The 16,290-nt window shown below is 36.1% G+C and carries 17 protein-coding genes and 3 pseudogenes; 13 read left to right on the top strand and 7 right to left on the bottom strand.

Translation table 11 applies throughout. The annotated features are described in order from the left end of the window. Positions 1-250: 250 nt before the first annotated feature. The 4 genes from CWATDRAFT_RS40270 to tilS all read left to right on the top strand — a co-directional run bounded on the left by CWATDRAFT_RS40270 (position 251) and on the right by tilS (position 2,767). On the top strand, positions 251-664 hold the full coding sequence (locus tag CWATDRAFT_RS40270) for a group II intron maturase-specific domain-containing protein (RefSeq protein ID WP_326997430.1): 414 nt from the start codon (positions 251-253) through the stop codon (positions 662-664). Further along, positions 603-866, top strand: coding sequence for an HNH endonuclease (locus CWATDRAFT_RS40265; protein WP_007307054.1), 264 nt, complete (start codon positions 603-605; stop codon positions 864-866). Before CWATDRAFT_RS40270 ends, CWATDRAFT_RS40265 begins: the two co-directional genes overlap by 62 nt. Positions 867-1,000: 134 nt before the next feature. Next, positions 1,001-1,789, top strand: a complete 789-nt coding sequence (nadC, locus tag CWATDRAFT_RS21855) for a carboxylating nicotinate-nucleotide diphosphorylase (RefSeq protein WP_042712111.1) — start codon at positions 1,001-1,003, stop codon at positions 1,787-1,789. Positions 1,790-1,798: 9 nt separating this feature from the next. Further along, entirely contained in the window at positions 1,799-2,767 is a 969-nt protein-coding gene (tilS, locus tag CWATDRAFT_RS21850; protein ID WP_007307056.1) for a tRNA lysidine(34) synthetase TilS, read from the top strand. A 94-nt stretch (positions 2,768-2,861) separates the two neighbouring features. On the opposite strand, the gene CWATDRAFT_RS21845 is transcribed toward tilS, so the two are convergent. Beyond that, positions 2,862-4,415 carry a hydantoinase B/oxoprolinase family protein gene (locus CWATDRAFT_RS21845; protein WP_007307053.1) on the bottom strand — a complete coding sequence of 518 codons (1,554 nt, stop codon included), beginning with the start codon at positions 4,413-4,415 and terminating at the stop codon, positions 2,862-2,864. 137 nt (positions 4,416-4,552) lie between these two features. Here CWATDRAFT_RS21845 and CWATDRAFT_RS21840 point away from each other — a divergent pair, with 137 nt between their 5' ends. Continuing rightward, a complete protein-coding gene (locus CWATDRAFT_RS21840) occupies positions 4,553-4,987 on the top strand; it encodes a XisH family protein (protein ID WP_007307057.1) in 435 nt (144 codons plus the stop codon). Continuing rightward, complete coding sequence (locus CWATDRAFT_RS21835; protein WP_007307058.1) at positions 4,960-5,292, top strand: XisI protein; 333 nt, start codon at positions 4,960-4,962, stop codon at positions 5,290-5,292. The genes CWATDRAFT_RS21840 and CWATDRAFT_RS21835 overlap by 28 nt, the downstream gene beginning before the upstream one ends. 13 nt (positions 5,293-5,305) lie before the next feature. Here the strand turns inward: CWATDRAFT_RS21835 and CWATDRAFT_RS21830 are convergent, their stop codons facing one another. Both CWATDRAFT_RS21830 and CWATDRAFT_RS21825 read right to left on the bottom strand, forming a co-directional pair. Next, positions 5,306-5,476 carry a hypothetical protein gene (locus CWATDRAFT_RS21830; protein ID WP_021834137.1) on the bottom strand — a complete coding sequence of 57 codons (171 nt, stop codon included), beginning with the start codon at positions 5,474-5,476 and terminating at the stop codon, positions 5,306-5,308. Between the two features lie 54 nt (positions 5,477-5,530). Further along, complete coding sequence (locus tag CWATDRAFT_RS21825) at positions 5,531-6,382, bottom strand: restriction endonuclease (protein WP_007307052.1); 852 nt, start codon at positions 6,380-6,382, stop codon at positions 5,531-5,533. 58 nt (positions 6,383-6,440) lie between these two features. Here CWATDRAFT_RS21825 and CWATDRAFT_RS21820 point away from each other — a divergent pair, with 58 nt between their 5' ends. Continuing rightward, on the top strand, positions 6,441-6,782 hold the full coding sequence (locus tag CWATDRAFT_RS21820; protein ID WP_007307059.1) for a nucleotidyltransferase family protein: 342 nt from the start codon (positions 6,441-6,443) through the stop codon (positions 6,780-6,782). Continuing rightward, positions 6,754-7,098: pseudogene (locus CWATDRAFT_RS21815) on the top strand (HepT-like ribonuclease domain-containing protein). The gene CWATDRAFT_RS21820 and the pseudogene CWATDRAFT_RS21815 overlap by 29 nt, the downstream one beginning before the upstream one ends. A 92-nt stretch (positions 7,099-7,190) precedes the next feature. Here CWATDRAFT_RS21815 and CWATDRAFT_RS21810 read toward each other — a convergent pair. Further along, positions 7,191-9,296, bottom strand: coding sequence for a hydantoinase/oxoprolinase family protein (locus CWATDRAFT_RS21810; RefSeq protein WP_007307051.1), 2,106 nt, complete (start codon positions 9,294-9,296; stop codon positions 7,191-7,193). A gap of 201 nt (positions 9,297-9,497) precedes the next feature. On the opposite strand from CWATDRAFT_RS21810, the gene CWATDRAFT_RS21805 reads away from it, so the two are divergent. The 4 genes and pseudogenes from CWATDRAFT_RS21805 (at position 9,498) to CWATDRAFT_RS21790 (ending at position 13,487) form a co-directional block, all read left to right on the top strand. After that, on the top strand, positions 9,498-10,733 hold the full coding sequence (locus tag CWATDRAFT_RS21805; RefSeq protein ID WP_007307060.1) for an LL-diaminopimelate aminotransferase: 1,236 nt from the start codon (positions 9,498-9,500) through the stop codon (positions 10,731-10,733). A 150-nt stretch (positions 10,734-10,883) separates the two neighbouring features. After that, positions 10,884-11,108: a hypothetical protein gene (locus CWATDRAFT_RS21800; protein WP_007312116.1), complete on the top strand. Its 225-nt coding sequence runs from the start codon at positions 10,884-10,886 to the stop codon at positions 11,106-11,108. A 228-nt stretch (positions 11,109-11,336) separates the two neighbouring features. Then, positions 11,337-13,072 (top strand): annotated as a pseudogene (locus CWATDRAFT_RS41465) (IS1634 family transposase). A 13-nt stretch (positions 13,073-13,085) separates the two neighbouring features. After that, complete coding sequence (locus tag CWATDRAFT_RS21790) at positions 13,086-13,487, top strand: type II toxin-antitoxin system VapC family toxin (protein ID WP_042712109.1); 402 nt, start codon at positions 13,086-13,088, stop codon at positions 13,485-13,487. A 76-nt stretch (positions 13,488-13,563) separates the two neighbouring features. On the opposite strand, the gene CWATDRAFT_RS37530 is transcribed toward CWATDRAFT_RS21790, so the two are convergent. The 3 genes and pseudogenes from CWATDRAFT_RS37530 to CWATDRAFT_RS21775 all read right to left on the bottom strand — a co-directional run. Beyond that, entirely contained in the window at positions 13,564-13,710 is a 147-nt protein-coding gene (locus tag CWATDRAFT_RS37530; RefSeq protein ID WP_157134145.1) for a hypothetical protein, read from the bottom strand. 349 nt (positions 13,711-14,059) lie between these two features. After that, a complete protein-coding gene (locus CWATDRAFT_RS21780) occupies positions 14,060-14,893 on the bottom strand; it encodes a fatty acid desaturase (RefSeq protein ID WP_007307050.1) in 834 nt (277 codons plus the stop codon). 162 nt (positions 14,894-15,055) lie between these two features. Continuing rightward, positions 15,056-15,715, bottom strand: a pseudogene (locus CWATDRAFT_RS21775) (SUMF1/EgtB/PvdO family nonheme iron enzyme); the annotation flags it as partial. Between the two features lie 210 nt (positions 15,716-15,925). Here CWATDRAFT_RS21775 and CWATDRAFT_RS21770 point away from each other — a divergent pair. After that, positions 15,926-16,290: transposase (locus tag CWATDRAFT_RS21770; protein ID WP_042712105.1), on the top strand; the 365-nt coding region annotated here is incomplete at its 3' end.

Genomic DNA, 16,290 nt, shown 5'->3' with positions numbered 1-16,290 from the left:
GGGGGTAAAGAAAAAAAGCCGGGAAACGTGGAAATTCAAACCCGTTCCAAACCCCCCGGAAATAGGTCAAACCACTAAAGGACATAAAAGTGATGGAAAGACAGAAAAGCAGGTTTCGACTTTCTGGGATTCAATATAAGTTCCTACCCAGTTGGAAGACACAAATCTGGTTCAAGAGGTGGTAACACCGGAGGTAGAACCAGAGAAAAGATAGGATTCATAACCCTAACGAAACCCAAGTAAAAAGGAAATACTAGCTCATCATGAGGCAATCAAAGAGGTTATCAAAGCCAACAGAAATGCCCCACAATCAGCATTAATCAATAGATTAAATCCCATAATCAGAGGATGGTGTAACTATTATAGAACTGCTGCCAGTAGTGAAATATTCTCATCCGAAGACCACATATTATGGAGAATGCTCAGAGCATGGACAGTGAGCAGGAAAAAAGGAAAAACATCAATACAAAATGCTCTCAGTAAATATTTCTCAAACGGAAAAAACGGAAAGTGGACATTCCAAAACGGGAAATATGCCCTCTACAGTCACGCCGAAACGGAAATAATGAGACATACATTGGTTAAGCCTGAAGCATCACCTTATGACGGAAATTGGACTTATTGGAGCATACATACGGGGTACATATACTGGGACACCAACTAGGGTTGCAAAACTCTTAAAGAAACAAAAAGGTATATGTCCTCAATGTAAGCAACACTTTACACCTGAAGACTTGATAGAAGTTGACCACATTATCCCTAAATCGAAAGGTGGAAAGGATACGTACAACAATTTACAAGCTCTACATCGTCATTGTCATGATGTCAAAAGCAAAAATGACTACCTCTATGATTGGCACTTATAATGGCTATGAATGGAAAGACGATGTACTAACAGTACCCATGACAAGGGACTAATTGCCGAGAGCCGTGTGAGATGAAAGTTTCATGCACGGTTCGGACTGGGAGTCGTGGTAGGTGACTACCACTTCGACCCCTAATCATTGGCCGAGGCGATCGCACAACTGATGGCTTAGGAGTAGAAGAAACGGGGACAGGCCACTGGGTTGCCAAAGCGGAAGGAGTAATGGCGGGTTTGCCCATTGCTCAGAGAGTCTTTCAATTATTGAATGGCAATATTGTCTTTAACCCGATCATAAAAGAGGGGACAAAGGTTAAAGTAGGAGAGGTTTTGGCCACATTAGATGGTCCCTTAGATGGCTTATTAACGGGGGAAAGAGTCGCTTTAAACCTAGCCATGAGGTTGAGCGGCATTGCCACCATGACCCGACAGTATACAGAGATTATAGCGGATTTACCTACTCAGTTGGTAGATACTCGCAAAACCACTCCAGGGTTAAGGATACTTGAAAAATACGCTATACAAGTAGGAGGGGCAAAAAATCACCGTATGGGTTTAGACGATGGGGTGATGATCAAAGACAATCACATCAAAGCTGCTGGTGGTATTCAAGGAGCGATTCAATCTATTCGTAAAACTATTCCCTATCCCCTTACTATTGAAGTGGAAACAACGACTTTTGATGAGGTAAAAGAAGCGTTAAAATATGGGGCAGATATTATTATGTTAGATAACATGAATCTAGAGTTAATGAAAGAATCTGTTACTTATATTCGGAGGGAAAATAAACAGATAAAAATCGAAGCATCAGGCAATATTACCCTAGATAATCTTCGACAAGTTGCCTTGACAGGAGTTGATTATATTTCTAGTAGTGCGCCTATTACTCGCTCAACTTGGTTAGATTTAAGTATGAGAATTGATTAATTATTAAAAATGTGGACAAATATTCATGCTAGGGTACATCAAACCCTAAAAGATAGTTGTATTCTCCCTCATAAAAGTAATCTATTAATTGCGGTTTCAGGAGGACAAGATTCTCTCTGTTTACTAAAAATAATGATAGATTTACAAGAAAAATGGGGTTGGAATATTGCCATTGCTCATTGTGATCATGGTTGGGCTTCTGATTTAGGAATTGCGGATCATGTAGAAAAGATAGCTAATAATTGGAATATTCCCTTTTATTTAAAAGTAGCTAAAGCTATGAAAGAAACAGAAGCAGCAGCTAGAGAATGGCGATATCAAAGTTTGGTTGAAATAGCAGAAGAAAATGATTGTAGAGAAATAGTAACTGGTCATACTTTAAGCGATCGCAGTGAAACATTATTATATAATTTAATTAGAGGTGCTGGTAGTAATGGACTAGGTGCATTAACCTGGAAACGTCCCTTAACTAATAACATTAATTTAGTGCGTCCATTATTAAAGGTTTCTCGTGGGGAAACTTTAGAGTTTTGTCAACAGTTTGCCCTACCTATTTGGGAAGATGCAGCGAATGCTAACTTAGATTATGCCCGTAACCGTATTCGTCAGGAATTAGTACCTTATTTAAAAGAAAATTTCAACCCCAATGTAGAAACAACATTATCACAGACTTCAGAAGTTTTAAAAGCAGAATCTGACTATTTAGAAGCAGAAGCAAACAAGATTTTATTATCAGCAGTTAATGATCATAATTCTAAGTTAAATAGAGAAGTTTTAAAAGGTGTTCCTTTGGCGTTACAAAGACGAGTTATACGGCAATTTTTAGCTAAAATTATGGTAAGCAAACCTAATTTTGAACAGATAGAGGAAACTGTTAATTTAATTGATGCACCTAGAAAGTCGAGAACTTCTTCTTTTCCTGGTAAGATCATGTTAGAAGTAGAAGAAAATTATATAGTTCAAAAAAGAACTAAATAGATAAATAAAGTAGGGTGGGTTAGACGGCTATAATTTAGATTTTTAGAAGAATATAATAATCCGTCGCAGGCCACCATTTTAGTTGAAATAGAAACTATAAATCAGAAGATCCAAACCCTCCACCGCCGGGAGTTTCAATAATAAAATGATCTCCAGATTCCATTTCTACGGTTGCGGTACTATTTAATATTTCTTCGGTTCCATCCTTACGTTTTACACAATTTTTTCCTACTTTTCCTACTTCCCCAGCAGCTAAACCAAAGGGAGAGATTTTCCGATGACTAGATAAAATATTAGCAGTCATAGGTTCTAAAAATTTGATGTTTCTGATCACACCATTACCTCCAGAATATTGACCTTTTCCTCCGCTATTTTCCCTGATTTTAAACTCTTCAACTAATACAGGATAACGAAATTCTAATACTTCTGGATCAGTCAAACGAGAGTTAGTCATGTGGGTTTGTACTGCATCGGTTCCATTAAAGTTAATTCCAGCCCCAGATCCCCCACAAATTGTTTCATAATATTGATATTTTTCGTTGCCAAAAGTTAAGTTATTCATGGTTCCTTGGGAAGCCGCTAATACCCCTAATGCACCATATAAAGCATCAACAATAACCTGAGAAGTTTCTACGTTTCCTGCTACCACAGCAGCAGGATATTGAGGGTTTAACATAGAACCTTCGGGGATGATTAAATTAAGGGGTTTAAGACACCCTGCATTGAGGGGAATATTATCATCAACTAGGGTACGAAAAACGTATAAAACAGCAGCCTGAGTAACAGCTTTTGGGGCATTAAAATTACTGTTTAATTGTTCAGATGTTCCAGTAAAGTCAATAGTTGCACTACGATTTTTATTCTCAATAGTCACTTTAACTTTAATGACTGCTCCCTGATCCATTGTATAAGTAAATTCCCCATCACTTAAAACATCAATTGTTTTTCTCACACATTCTTCTGCATTATCTTGGACAAATTTCATATAAGCTTGTACAGTTTCTAAGCCATATTGATTGACCATTTTTTGCAGTTCTTGTAAACCTTTTTCATTCGCTGCAATTTGTGCCTGAAAATCTGCAATATTTTGGTCTGGGTTTCTTGCAGGATAGGAATTACTGACTAAAATAACTCTTACTTCTTGCTCTCTAAACTCTCCTTTTTCTACCAATAAAAAGTTATCAAATAAGATACCTTCTTCCGAAATTGAAGTAGAATTAGGAGGCATAGATCCGGGTGTTATTCCACCAATATCTGCTTGATGACCACGAGAAGCAACATAGAATAAAATCTCTTGATTCTTATCATCAAAAACAGGAGTAATAGCGGTTACATCGGGTAAATGGGTTCCCCCGTTGTAGGGGTTATTAGATAGATAAATATCTCCAGGTTGTAGCTTATTTCCTTTATCTTGAATAAGACTTTTTACACTTTCGCTCATACTGCCTAAATGCACAGGAATATGGGGTGCATTTGCCACTAATAACCCTTGTTGATCGAAGATAGCACAGGAGAAGTCTAGACGCTCTTTAATGTTTACTGAAGAGGCTGTATTTTGTAGAGTGATTCCCATTTGTTCAGCTATAAACTGATAGAGATTTTTGAAGATTTCGAGGTAAATGGGGTCGGGTTTTGATAGGTTTAGCATAGTGAATTATGGATTTGAATGATTATTTTTAGTTTAATAGTATTTTGGTTTAAGATTCTACTATAATTATATTAGATTTTTCTACACATATAGTTTTAACTATGCTATATTAAATATGGAGTTTACTATCAATTTTAATGTCTGCTAAAGATATTGTTCATGAGATTGTTAGGGAAGCCTTAGAAAAAGATGGATGGGTTATTACTCATGATCCTTTGTTTCTTAGAGTTAGCGAAAACATAGGGATGTTTCTTGACTTAGCAGCAAATAAAGTGATTATTGCTAATAGAGAAACGTTGAAAATAGCAGTAGAAGTTAAAAGTTTTGTGGGATTATCTGCTGTTACAGACTTTCATCTAGCTATTGGTCAATTTTTGAATTATCGATTAGCATTAGAAGAGTTAGAAGCTGATAGAATATTATATTTAGCAATTCCTGACGATATCTATCATAACTTTTTTCAAGACAGCTTTATTCAAAAAGTAATTGATAATTATTCTATTAAATTACTAATAATTAATACACAACAAGGGGAAATTCTCTTATGGAAACCATTACTTATCAACAATTAATTAAAGATATCATCGAAAATTATGCCCATAAACATCCTCAAGATAATGACATAGAAACGCAGATAGTTTGTGACACCATTAATAATCATTATTTACTATTATATGTAGGATGGCAAGGAGAAAAACAGATTTATGGTTGTCCTATTCATGTTGATATTAAAGATAATAAGTTTTGGATTCAAAGAGATTTGACAGAACAGGGAATTGCTAGTCAATTATTAGAATCAGGAGTTTCTAAAGAGAATATTGTTTTAGGATTTCGTTCTCCGTTTAATCGAAAATTTACAGATTTTGCAACTCCCTAATCCAGGATTTAAACTAAAAATTAATCGGTGTTAGGCGATAAATTATTGCCAGCTTAGAAGAAGTTTCCAAGTCATTTTGACATAAAGCGAAGCGAACGGTATCTAATTTTTCTACATCTTCAATAGATAAATAAGGCGACCATTCATCATCATTGTAAGTTATAATGACTTCAACTTCAGCCATATATTCTCCTTGATGAATAATTTTAGTTTTAGTTGTCATTAATAACTTAAAAAATTAAATATTTTTAAACCAATCTAGATCAACTTCAACAGACTCAATCATTGTTATTTTAACACCAAGACCTAATTCTTTTAGACGTTGGACTAATTCCTCACCGTCTATTAAATCAATTGGTGGTGCGCCATCTCTTGTTGCCTCTTTCATCGCATCTCTGGTAAATGTACCAGTGGTTACAAATAAACCTTTATCAGTACGTCCTTGCATCGCACCGCGAAAATCTCTAATTTGACTTGCCGAGACTGAACTTTGATAACGTTTACATTGAAAGAGAACATGAAAACTTAAAAAGCCATTGATTCGAGCAATACCAACTCCATCAATTCCTCCATCACCAGATTTACCTGTAACTTGTACTTGAATAAAACCCGACTCACGCAATAAACGCTGGGTTAAACATTCAAATGCAGATGGTTCCAAAGATAGTAATTTTTTATGAATTTGCTGATGCCATGATGCTTCTTCTTCTTCTAATATTTCTAATGTTTGAATATCATTTACTGGATTTGGAGATATGTCTTGACTGTTATCCTGATCTCGAACTTTTCTAACAATTTCTTTTTCATCCAAATCATCAATATCAATAGATTTTGAAACTAAAGACCATATACCACGGGATGAATTTTCTAATAGTCCGTATTTTTTTAAGTAAGTTCGACTCCATCCAAGTCTATATTCAACCTCACTTTGTGATGTACTTCCGTGAGAAATTTCAAGAATGTGATCGGGTATATTGAGAAGTTCTACTACTTTCTCATAAATTTCCTGATTGGAACCAGATCCACCTAAAGTCTGTAGAGCTTCAAGTGTTGGTAAAATCATATAGTCAAATGTTGGAACTTCATTCATATAGAAATATATAATTATATGTAACAATATTTACTATTATATAACACATGAAAAAAGTATGGATAAACAAATATTAAATAGACTCAATATTTCACCGTTAGAACTGACTGATTTCTGTCAAGAAAACCATATTCTTCAGTTATCGCTATTTGGTTCTGTTCTCAGAGAAGATTTTACCAAAACAAGCGATATTGATTTCCCTGTAGTCTTCAATCCGCAAATTAAACTAAGTTTAATGGATTTAGTTGGTATTCAATACAAACTAGAGGAAAAAATTGGACGAAAAGTGGATTTAATTGGAAAACGGTCTATTGAAAATAGTCATAACTGGATTCGCCGTAAAAACATTTTGGAAACTGCTATTATTATCTATGAATCAGGACAAATCCTATCTGCTTGATATCGCCAAACTATGTCGAACCATTCTCCGATTAACTGATGATATGACTGAAACTGATTTTTACTCTGACGAAAGAACACAACTTGCAGTTCTATATGAAATTACTATTATTGGTGAAGTCGTTAAAAGACTATCCCCTGATTTTCGTTAATCTCATCCCGACATTCAATGGCGACAAATTGCAGGAATGAGAGATAGACTGGTTCATGATTATGATGAGGTTAATCTTAATTTAGTATGGCAAGTCATTGAAAATTTTATTCCTGAACTTTTAGATTACATTACCCCTTTACTTCCAAGGCCAGAAGAAAATTGATAAGGATAAAATTAAGGAATTAAACGAATAAAAAAATAGTTTGGTGACAAACATTTATCACCAAACTAAGTCCCTAACATAAAATATCACACTTAAGAATCATCTTTTTTACTAAGAATCAAATGATTATGCTCAGTTAACTTTGCATTCCAATGGGGTTCAACCATAATAGTGCTAATCTTTTCAACAATAATAGCTGGCCCTTCAATATTGTCTTGAGGTTGTAAGTCTTCTCGTTGAAAAATTGGAGTATCTTGCCATTTATTGTCTGTAAATACTGGAACAATTTCTATGGGTTTGGGTAACTGATCTAAGGGACGAGTACGAGTTATGAAAGGTTCATCGGGACTATCCATAATTTGAATAATCTCGACAGAAATTGATTCTAAAATCAACAGTTTTTGAGGTTGAGTGAAACCATATCTTAACTGATGTTCTTCTGCAAAACTTTCCTGCATGACTCTAACATCTTCAGCAAAGTCTACTAATAAAGTTGAGTCAGTCCCTTGATATTTTAAACTGACTTTAGTAACAATTTTTTCACCTTTAATAGATTCATGTTCATCAAGTTCTTGTCTTGCCTGATTTTCCAATTGATTAATAACTAATTTTAGTTCAGAAACCAAGTCTTTATTTAGGGGTTTTTCCATAGCACTTTCTTTAATCACTCTGATATCAGCTAGTCCCATTCCATAGGCACTTAAAACACCAGCATAAGGATGAAGAAATACGCTTTTAATTCCCAACGTATCAGCAATTAAACAAGCAACTTGACCCCCTGCTCCTCCAAAGGTACATAAGGCATAATTAGTGACATCATAACCTCGTTGTAGGCTAATCTTTTTGATAGCATTAGCCATATCTTCTACAGCAATTTTAATGAAACCTGCTGCAATTTCTTCGGGAGTATTTTGCTGATTAGTACCTTGATAAATTTCTTGATATAGTTCTATAAAATACGCATTAACTATCTCTTTATCTAAGGGTGAATTACCCTCTTTTCCGAAAATATTAGGGAAATATTGAGGCTGAATTTTTCCTAACATAACGTTAGCATCCGTCACAGCTAAAGGACCACCCCGACGGTAACAAGCAGGGCCAGGGTTTGCTCCTGCGGACTCTGGACCTACTTTAAAACTAGCACCATCGAACTGTAAAATAGAGCCACCACCAGCAGCAACTGTGTGAATACTTAATACTGGAACTCGCATTCTAGCACCAGCTATTTCGTTATCTAGTTGTCGTTCATATTCCCCTTGGAAGTGCGCTACATCTGTAGAAGTTCCTCCCATATCAAAGGTAATAATTGCTTTGAAACCTGCTCTTAAACTGGTTTGTACTGCACCAATAATTCCACCAGCAGGACCAGATAAAATACTATCTTTTCCTTGGAATTTATGAGCATCAATTAACCCTCCATCTGATTTCATAAACATCAATTTTGTGTTAGGTAATTGACTAGAAACTTGATCCACATATCGCCTTAAAATGGGAGACAAATAAGCATCAACTACCGTTGTATCTCCTCTTGAAACCAGTTTCATTAAGGGACTAACTTGATGGGAAATAGAAATCTGAGTAAAGCCAAGATTTTGGGCGATTTCTGCAACTTTATTTTCATGGTTTGGATAACGATAACTGTGCATAAAAACAATGGCACAGCTTCTGATTTCTTGCTCATAAACTTGTTGTAAATCTTGTCTTACTTGTTCTGGTTTAACAGGAATTAACTCATTACCATTGCTGTTATATCTTTCTTCTACTTCAATGACTAACTCATACAACATTGATGGCAAAATTATTTGACGGGCGAAAATATTAGGGCGGTTTTGATAACCGATTCTCAGTGCATCTTTAAACCCTTTTGTGATTAGTAGAACTGTGCGATCGCCTTTTCTTTCCAGTAACGCATTAGTAGCAACCGTTGTCCCCATTTTAACCACTTCTATTTTTTCAGTGGGGATAGATTGATTATCAGCAAGACAGAGTATATTTCTAATACCTTGAATAACAGCATCTTCATATCTTTCAGGATTTTCTGAAAGTAATTTATAGACAACTACCCATTGTTTTTTGGGCAAAGGTACAATTAAATATTGTTCTTTTTTTTGGGATAATTGTTTGATGATTGCTCCATCGCTAACAACGGCAACAATATCGGTAAAAGTCCCACCACGATCTACAAAAAATTTATTCATTGTTTTGAGCTATACTCTTGAATATAATAAGACAATCAAGGGATTATTTATATAAATGTCCATAAATTTAATAACTTAATTATGAGTTTTTTGCAGGAATTATAAGTATATCAAGAAAAAATAAAAGATTTTAGTTAATCTTAAAAATTAGGGACACAAACCAGAGTAAGCTAAATAAAGGCATTTGTAACGACGCAAAATATGGCAACCATTAACGATAACTATCTCAAACTCAAAGCAGGATACCTCTTCCCCGAAATAGCAAGACGGGTAAACACCTTTGTAGAAAGCAACCCCTCAGCAAACATCATTAAACTGGGTATTGGAGATGTCACCGAACCCTTGCCGGAAGCTTGTCGCACTGCTATGATCAAAGCCGTAGAAGATATGGGCGATCGCAGTACCTTCAAAGGCTATGGTCCAGAACAAGGTTACGGGTGGTTACGGGAAACAATCGCCGCCCAAGACTTCCAAAGCCGAGGTTGTGATATAGATGGCTCCGAAATATTCGTCTCAGACGGGGCAAAATGCGACTCAGGCAATATTCTCGATATTTTTGGCAAAAATAACAAAATTGCTGTAACTGACCCTGTATACCCGGTTTATGTGGATACTAATGTTATGGCTGGCAACACAGGGGAAAATAACGACAAGGGAGAATATGACGGTTTAGTGTATCTTCCTATCAGTGCAGATAACAATTTTCTGGCAGATATTCCCACGGAAAAAGTTGACCTTATTTATCTGTGTTTCCCCAATAACCCCACCGGTGCAACGGCAACCAAAGAGTATCTCAAAGCTTGGGTAGACTATGCCAAAGCTAACAACGCTATTATCTTCTTTGATGCTGCTTATGAAGCCTTTATCACCGATGATAGTTTACCCCATTCTATCTACGAAATAGAAGGGGCCAAAGACTGTGCGATCGAGTTTCGTTCCTTCTCTAAAAATGCAGGGTTTACCGGTACTCGTTGCGCTTTCACCGTAGTTCCCAAACAGTTAACAGCCAAAGCTGCCGATGGATCTGAGGTAGAATTATGGAAACTGTGGAACCGTCGCCAGTCCACCAAATTTAACGGCGTTTCTTACATTGTGCAACGGGGTGCAGAAGCCGTCTATTCCGAGGCAGGAAAAGCCCAAATCAAGGCATTAGTTAACTTTTACCTCGAAAATGCCCAAATAATCTGTAACAAGCTGACAGGGGCAGGATTTGATGTGTATGGTGGGGTCAATGCCCCTTACATCTGGTTAAAAACCCCCCATAACCTGTCTAGTTGGGATTTCTTCGATAAACTCTTACAAACCACCAATGTGGTAGGAACCCCGGGATCGGGTTTTGGGGCAGCCGGAGAAGGCTATTTTCGTATTTCTGCCTTTAATAGTCGGGAAAACGTGGAAGAAGCCATGAAGCGTATTACAGAGCAGTTTAAAGCTTAAATAATTGGGTGGGCATTTCCCACCCTACAGACTAAAATTGTGACATATTCTGTGTTATTTGCGAGTATTGGGAACTGGAAACCGTAAGCTAGACTAGAGATGGCTAATTAATCAATTCGCTAACATTTTCTCAACTATGAGTCAACCCACATGATTGAATCCCTAAATAAAGTTATCGCTAAACTTGAAAAATTATCTGAATCTGAACAAGAAAAAATGGCTCAATTAATGTTAAAAGAATTAGAGAACTTAACTCCTTTACCGAGAGAAGAAAAGACAAAAAAGTTATCTGATTTATTATTATTACCAGAATTAGAAGAAAATGAACTGTTATTTGAGCGAGATAAAGACACAGGTAGAGAGATTATCTTATGAATTATGTATTAGATACTTGTGTGATTTCTGAATATGTTAAGAAAAAGCCTAATCAAAAAGTAATTCAATGGTTAGATGAAACTGAACTTACCCCATACAAATCTACTATAAAGTCCTAAAAGCCCTATCTATCAAGGGATACGCTGATTATCCCTCGACGCTGTACCCATGTAAATTGTAATATTTATTAATAGAAAAGCAGAAGAGAAATAAGCTAAAATAGTAGTCATGTATATAGAACGAGTTCCTAACAGAAAGTCCCCCCCGGCTGTTCTTCTTCGTGAATCTTATAGAGAAGGAGAAAGAGTCAAAAAAAGAACCCTGGCAAATCTATCAACATTGCCAGATGAAGTTGTTGATAATATGAAACTGGTTTTAAAAGGGGCTAAAGTTTCAAGAACTGAGATGATACTTGATAATTTTGAAGTAATAAGAAGTCGTCCTCATGGTCATGTGATGGTCATATTAGAGACAATTTAAAAATTAGGATTAGATAAGATGATTGCTGGGTCGACCTCTCGAATTAGAAACTTAGTTTTGGGGATGATCATTTTTAGAATTATCAATCCTAAATCCAAACTAGCCACAGCGAGAGGATTTCATGAAAAAACTTGTAGCAATAGTTTAGGAAAAGTATTAAATTTAGAAAAAGCTGATGAGGATGAACTCTATGAGGCTTTAGACTGGTTATTAAAGAAACAAGAGAAAATTGAAAATAAATTAGCTAGTCTTTATCTCAATAATGGCTCATTGGTCTTATATGATGTAACCTCAACCTACCTAGAAGGGAACGGATGTGAATTAGGAAAATATGGATATAATCGAGATAAGAAGAAAGGAAAAACCCAAATAGTCTTTGGATTACTTTGTGACCAAAATGGTTGTCCTATCGCTGTAGAAGTTTTTGAAGGAAATACCTCAGATACTAGCACATTAGGAAGTCAAATAGAAAAAGTCAGGAAACGGTTTGGTGTTCATAACGTAGTCTGGGTAACAGATAGGGGGATATTAACCTCTTCCAACATTAAAGAGTTAGTAAAACCAGTAGAAGGATTAGATTATATAAGTGGTTTAACTAAGGCAAGCATTAGAAAATTAGCAGAAGTAGAAGCAATTCAACTAGGATTATTTGATGAAGTTAATCTAGTTGAATTTGAAAGTGAAGATTACCCAGATGAAAGACTAATTGCTTGTCGAAATCCTTTGATTGCTACTAAAAACAAAAAACAAAGAGAGGGTTTATTACAATAGCAGAAGAACAATTTGAGTTAATTATCAAAGCCACAAAGAGAGAAAAAAGAGCTTTGAAAGGGGCAGATAAAATAGCTTTGAGAGTGGGAAAGGTATTAAACAAGTATAAAATCAACAAATACTATAATTTAGACATCACAGATTCAGGATTTAGTTATGAGCGAAAACAAGAATTAATCTCAGAAGAAATAGCATTAGATGGAGTTTATATTCTGAGAACTTCTGTAGATAAAACTCTGATGGATGGTTTTGAAGTTGTCAAAGCGTATAAAAGTTTATCTTCAGTGGAAGAAGCTTTCCGTTGTTATAAATCTATTGATTTAAAAGTGCGTCCTATTTATCATTATAAGGGGGACAGAGTGAAAGCCCATATTTTCTTATGTATGTTGGCTTATTATGTGGAATGGCATTTAAAACAAAAATTAGCCTCTTTATTATTTGAAGACGAAGAAATTGATGATAACTATCAAGATGTTATCAAAGCTAGTCGTAGTGATTCTGCTGTTGCTAAAGATAGAAAGAAACGGACTGAAGATAACTTACCAGTTCATAGCTTCCGTACCTTACTAGAAGATTTGGGAACAATTTGTTTGAACACAGTTGAGTGTACTTTAGAGAGTGGGAAATACGTTTTTGACAGGATAACTCGACCTACTGAACTACAACAAAAAGCATTAGATTTGTTAAGTATTTCTTCCATTTGTACCCAGTAACGACGGGTACTTAATTCGGGCTATCCCTTATGCAGCATACATTCTGGCATTTTGTCAAAGGGGAAGTTCAGATGAAAAGGAAAAAGATAGTTTATTTATTAGTATTTTGTCTATTGGTGAAATCAGAAAGGGAATCATTAAGATTCAAGAGAGACAACCGCAACGTTACCAAAAGTTAATACAATGGATTGAAACAGTTGAGTTAAGATTTTCTGAGAGAATTATTAATTTAGATTATAATGTTATTAACGGTTGGGCAGAAATTTGTGGACAATGTGAAGCTAAAGGTCAAAAGTTACCGATTATGGATAGTTTAATTGCTGCTACTGCTTATCAATATAATTTAATTCTTGTTACTCGTAATATAACGGATTTTCAGTTTTCATTGGTTCAAGTTTTTAATCCTTGGGAATGATGCCGTAATTCACCACAAGTTATTAATTTTGGTGTATTACGCTATGCTAATACACCCTACAAACTGGTCAAATAAGTTAAACCTTAAATTGTTTTAGTTCGTTGGGACTACAACGAATTTCCAAAATTCCTTCCCCATAATTATCCTTTAAGGTATTAATTTGCTGAAAAAATTCTGGAGCATTCAGGTATTCTATCGTAAATCTTTTTCCTTTTTCGTTCATCGGAATCATTCCAATTCTGCCCAAAATTTCAGATCTAGTTAGTTCTTCTCTCCTTATCTCAATTGGTAATTCTATTGTTTATTCTCCATTTCGTAAAATAACTCTAATCTTTTTATTGTGACGTGTTTTTTCTGCTTCCAAAAATCCATGTACTTGACGAGCTTTATACCATGCGAGTATGGAAAATAAGAAACTTAAAAATGTAATAATATTGGCAACTAAACTCATTTTATCCATTGCTAATATGAGAGATTTTCTTTTGAGATTATTGGAAATAGTTGAAATAATAGTCCCCTCGCTTTTAGATAGGGGACTACATATTGGGGTGAACATTGCCCACCCCATACTCCTAACTACGTTGGTGTCGGAGTTCTACAAATTGCTCTTCAATTTTTGTGATTAAATTAAAAGGGAAAGTTCCTTCTCGGTATAAATGAGCCGGAATTTTATGTTTAATTTCTTCGTGTAACTGAGGTAACTCACTCCAATGGCGACCACATTGAATGTGATGAGCAGTATGATAACCTAAGTTACAGGTACACAAATTGTACCAGCGATCCATAATGTTGTAGGTTGCTTTATGGGGATCTTCCTCATCTAAACCTGCATGATGGTCATAGGTTTCATGGACAGACATAAACAACAAAAAGACCATCGGGATAATAAACATAATTAATGTTTTTAGCCAATCGATGTAACATAATACACCCAAAACCAATGCTGTTAACAAAAGATTTTGAATCAGTTTGTTGCGATATTTAGGATATCTTTGTCCCACCTTAAATGCTTTCGGATATGACATCAAAGTTACCTTAAATGTATATTCTAGACGGGACATCAAACGACCTTGGGGCGTTTTCCAAGCAGATTCATCCAGGGATTGATCCAAATAATGAAGATGATGGCCTAGGGTATGGTGTAAAACCCATGCTTCCCCGACGATTCCTGTTTGCATACCCATGATCAGTTCGATAAGACGATTGGCCCAACGCACGGTAAAGAAATTATAGTGTTGATGATGATGATTCCAACAACAAATCCATCCTTTAATATTAAGACTAAGGGGCATCCAAATAAGCAGTGGCCACAGGGAATTACTAAAGAAAAATATTAATAAATCTATCCCTAAAACCAGCAAAATTACGGTGATAGGATAGTAATCGATTCTTTTTTTGACCAACATATTTAGGGTAAATTAAGTGAACTTATTGAAAAGGTTTAAGGCAGTAAGCCTTTATTATATATCCCTGTTCAGACTGAGAATAATTGTCAGACCAGCGGGTATCTTTAATTACCCTACCATTTAATACACTATTGTTACAATCTGTAATGTAACAATAGTGTCTCAACCATCAACACTAACTAAACGAAACCCCACATGAGTGGTTCCCGTATCCGGTGCCTGAGACTCCCTCGCTGCCGGTCGATAACGACTACAATAATTCTTAGCACAAAGATAAGATCCCCCCTTGATAACGTGCAAAGACCCTTCACTGGGTTTTGTGGGGTCAAAACTGGCATTTTTAGTCGGTCCAGTGGGGTTAAGACTATGCTCTTTTCCTCCATGACCAACACTATACCAATCTGAGGTTAATTCCCAGACGTTCCCTGTCATGTCATACAACCCATAACCATTGGGAGGAAATGACTCTACGGGGGCCGTTCCTAGATGGCCGTCTTGCTTGGTGTTAAGGAAAGGAAAAATACCTTGCCAAGTGTTGGCCTTTTTAGCTGAATATCGATTCCCCCAACTAAAGTCTTGATCTTTGAGTCCCCCTCTTCCTGCATATTCCCATTGTGCTTCGGTGGGCAAGGTTTTACCCTTCCAGTTAGCATAAGCAACAGCATCATCGTAGGCAATGTGGATCACAGGATAGTTGTCTTTGCCTTTGATATTACTGTCCGGTCCGTAGGGATGCTGCCAGTTTGCACCTACTGTCCAGTGCCACCAACTTAAGTAAGCAACCTGTTCTATCCCTTCTGAGGGAGGTTGGGTGATTTCCGAGAAAGCTTTTCCCATAGGGTGTAATCGCTTGGACTAAAGGCTTTCAAGAAATAAAAGGAACAGAGAGTTAGCGGATCTTGGTACACAACTTTAAAATTTCATAATTGGCTTGTCTGAAAAAACAGAAGAAATAGATTAAAATGAAGAGGTAAAAAGATTAAAGAGAGTAAATTGAAGCTAAAACAGACAAATAATCCCTTAACCCCGTCGATGGTCGATGATTTACGTTTAGCAGCCTCAAAAATGACGGGAGCAGAGCGTCGTTCATTTCAAGCTGAAATGTGTCTCAAGTATTGTGGAGGAAGTGCCAGACAAACCGAAATCGTGTTTGGTTGGGGGAGAAAAAATGTTCAACTTGGATTACATGAAAAACGAACTGGGATAGTGTGTTTAGGATTACAATCAGTCAATAGTGGATGTAAAAAATGGGAGGAAAGATACCCAATAGTTGCCCAATCATTGAAAGAAATAGCCGAAGCTCACGCACAACAAAACCCCACATTTAATAACCCCATTGCCTATACAAGATTAACGGCGGCTGAAGCCATTAAACAATTAAGAAATCTAGGATATAA

Origin of the sequence: Crocosphaera watsonii WH 8501, from assembly GCF_000167195.1 — a bacterium.
Classification (GTDB): Bacteria; Cyanobacteriota; Cyanobacteriia; order Cyanobacteriales; family Microcystaceae; genus Crocosphaera; species Crocosphaera watsonii.
This window is presented reverse-complemented; position numbering and strand designations above follow the sequence as displayed.

What these genes read in the sequence shown, in the direction of transcription:
- CWATDRAFT_RS21835 (WP_007307058.1), top strand. Translation starts at nt 4,960, where the DNA reads ATGGAAACCATTACTTATCAACAATTAATTAAAGATATCATCGAAAAT.
- CWATDRAFT_RS21820 (WP_007307059.1), top strand. Translation starts at nt 6,441, where the DNA reads ATGGATAAACAAATATTAAATAGACTCAATATTTCACCGTTAGAACTG.
- CWATDRAFT_RS21780 (WP_007307050.1), bottom strand. Translation starts at nt 14,893, where the DNA reads ATGTTGGTCAAAAAAAGAATCGATTACTATCCTATCACCGTAATTTTG.
- CWATDRAFT_RS37530 (WP_157134145.1), bottom strand. Translation starts at nt 13,710, where the DNA reads ATGAACGAAAAAGGAAAAAGATTTACGATAGAATACCTGAATGCTCCA.
- CWATDRAFT_RS21800 (WP_007312116.1), top strand. Translation starts at nt 10,884, where the DNA reads ATGATTGAATCCCTAAATAAAGTTATCGCTAAACTTGAAAAATTATCT.
- CWATDRAFT_RS21810 (WP_007307051.1), bottom strand. Translation starts at nt 9,296, where the DNA reads ATGAATAAATTTTTTGTAGATCGTGGTGGGACTTTTACCGATATTGTT.
- CWATDRAFT_RS40265 (WP_007307054.1), top strand. Translation starts at nt 603, where the DNA reads ATGACGGAAATTGGACTTATTGGAGCATACATACGGGGTACATATACT.
- CWATDRAFT_RS21840 (WP_007307057.1), top strand. Translation starts at nt 4,553, where the DNA reads ATGTCTGCTAAAGATATTGTTCATGAGATTGTTAGGGAAGCCTTAGAA.
- tilS (WP_007307056.1), top strand. Translation starts at nt 1,799, where the DNA reads ATGTGGACAAATATTCATGCTAGGGTACATCAAACCCTAAAAGATAGT.
- CWATDRAFT_RS21845 (WP_007307053.1), bottom strand. Translation starts at nt 4,415, where the DNA reads ATGCTAAACCTATCAAAACCCGACCCCATTTACCTCGAAATCTTCAAA.
- CWATDRAFT_RS21825 (WP_007307052.1), bottom strand. Translation starts at nt 6,382, where the DNA reads ATGAATGAAGTTCCAACATTTGACTATATGATTTTACCAACACTTGAA.
- CWATDRAFT_RS21805 (WP_007307060.1), top strand. Translation starts at nt 9,498, where the DNA reads ATGGCAACCATTAACGATAACTATCTCAAACTCAAAGCAGGATACCTC.
- CWATDRAFT_RS21830 (WP_021834137.1), bottom strand. Translation starts at nt 5,476, where the DNA reads ATGGCTGAAGTTGAAGTCATTATAACTTACAATGATGATGAATGGTCG.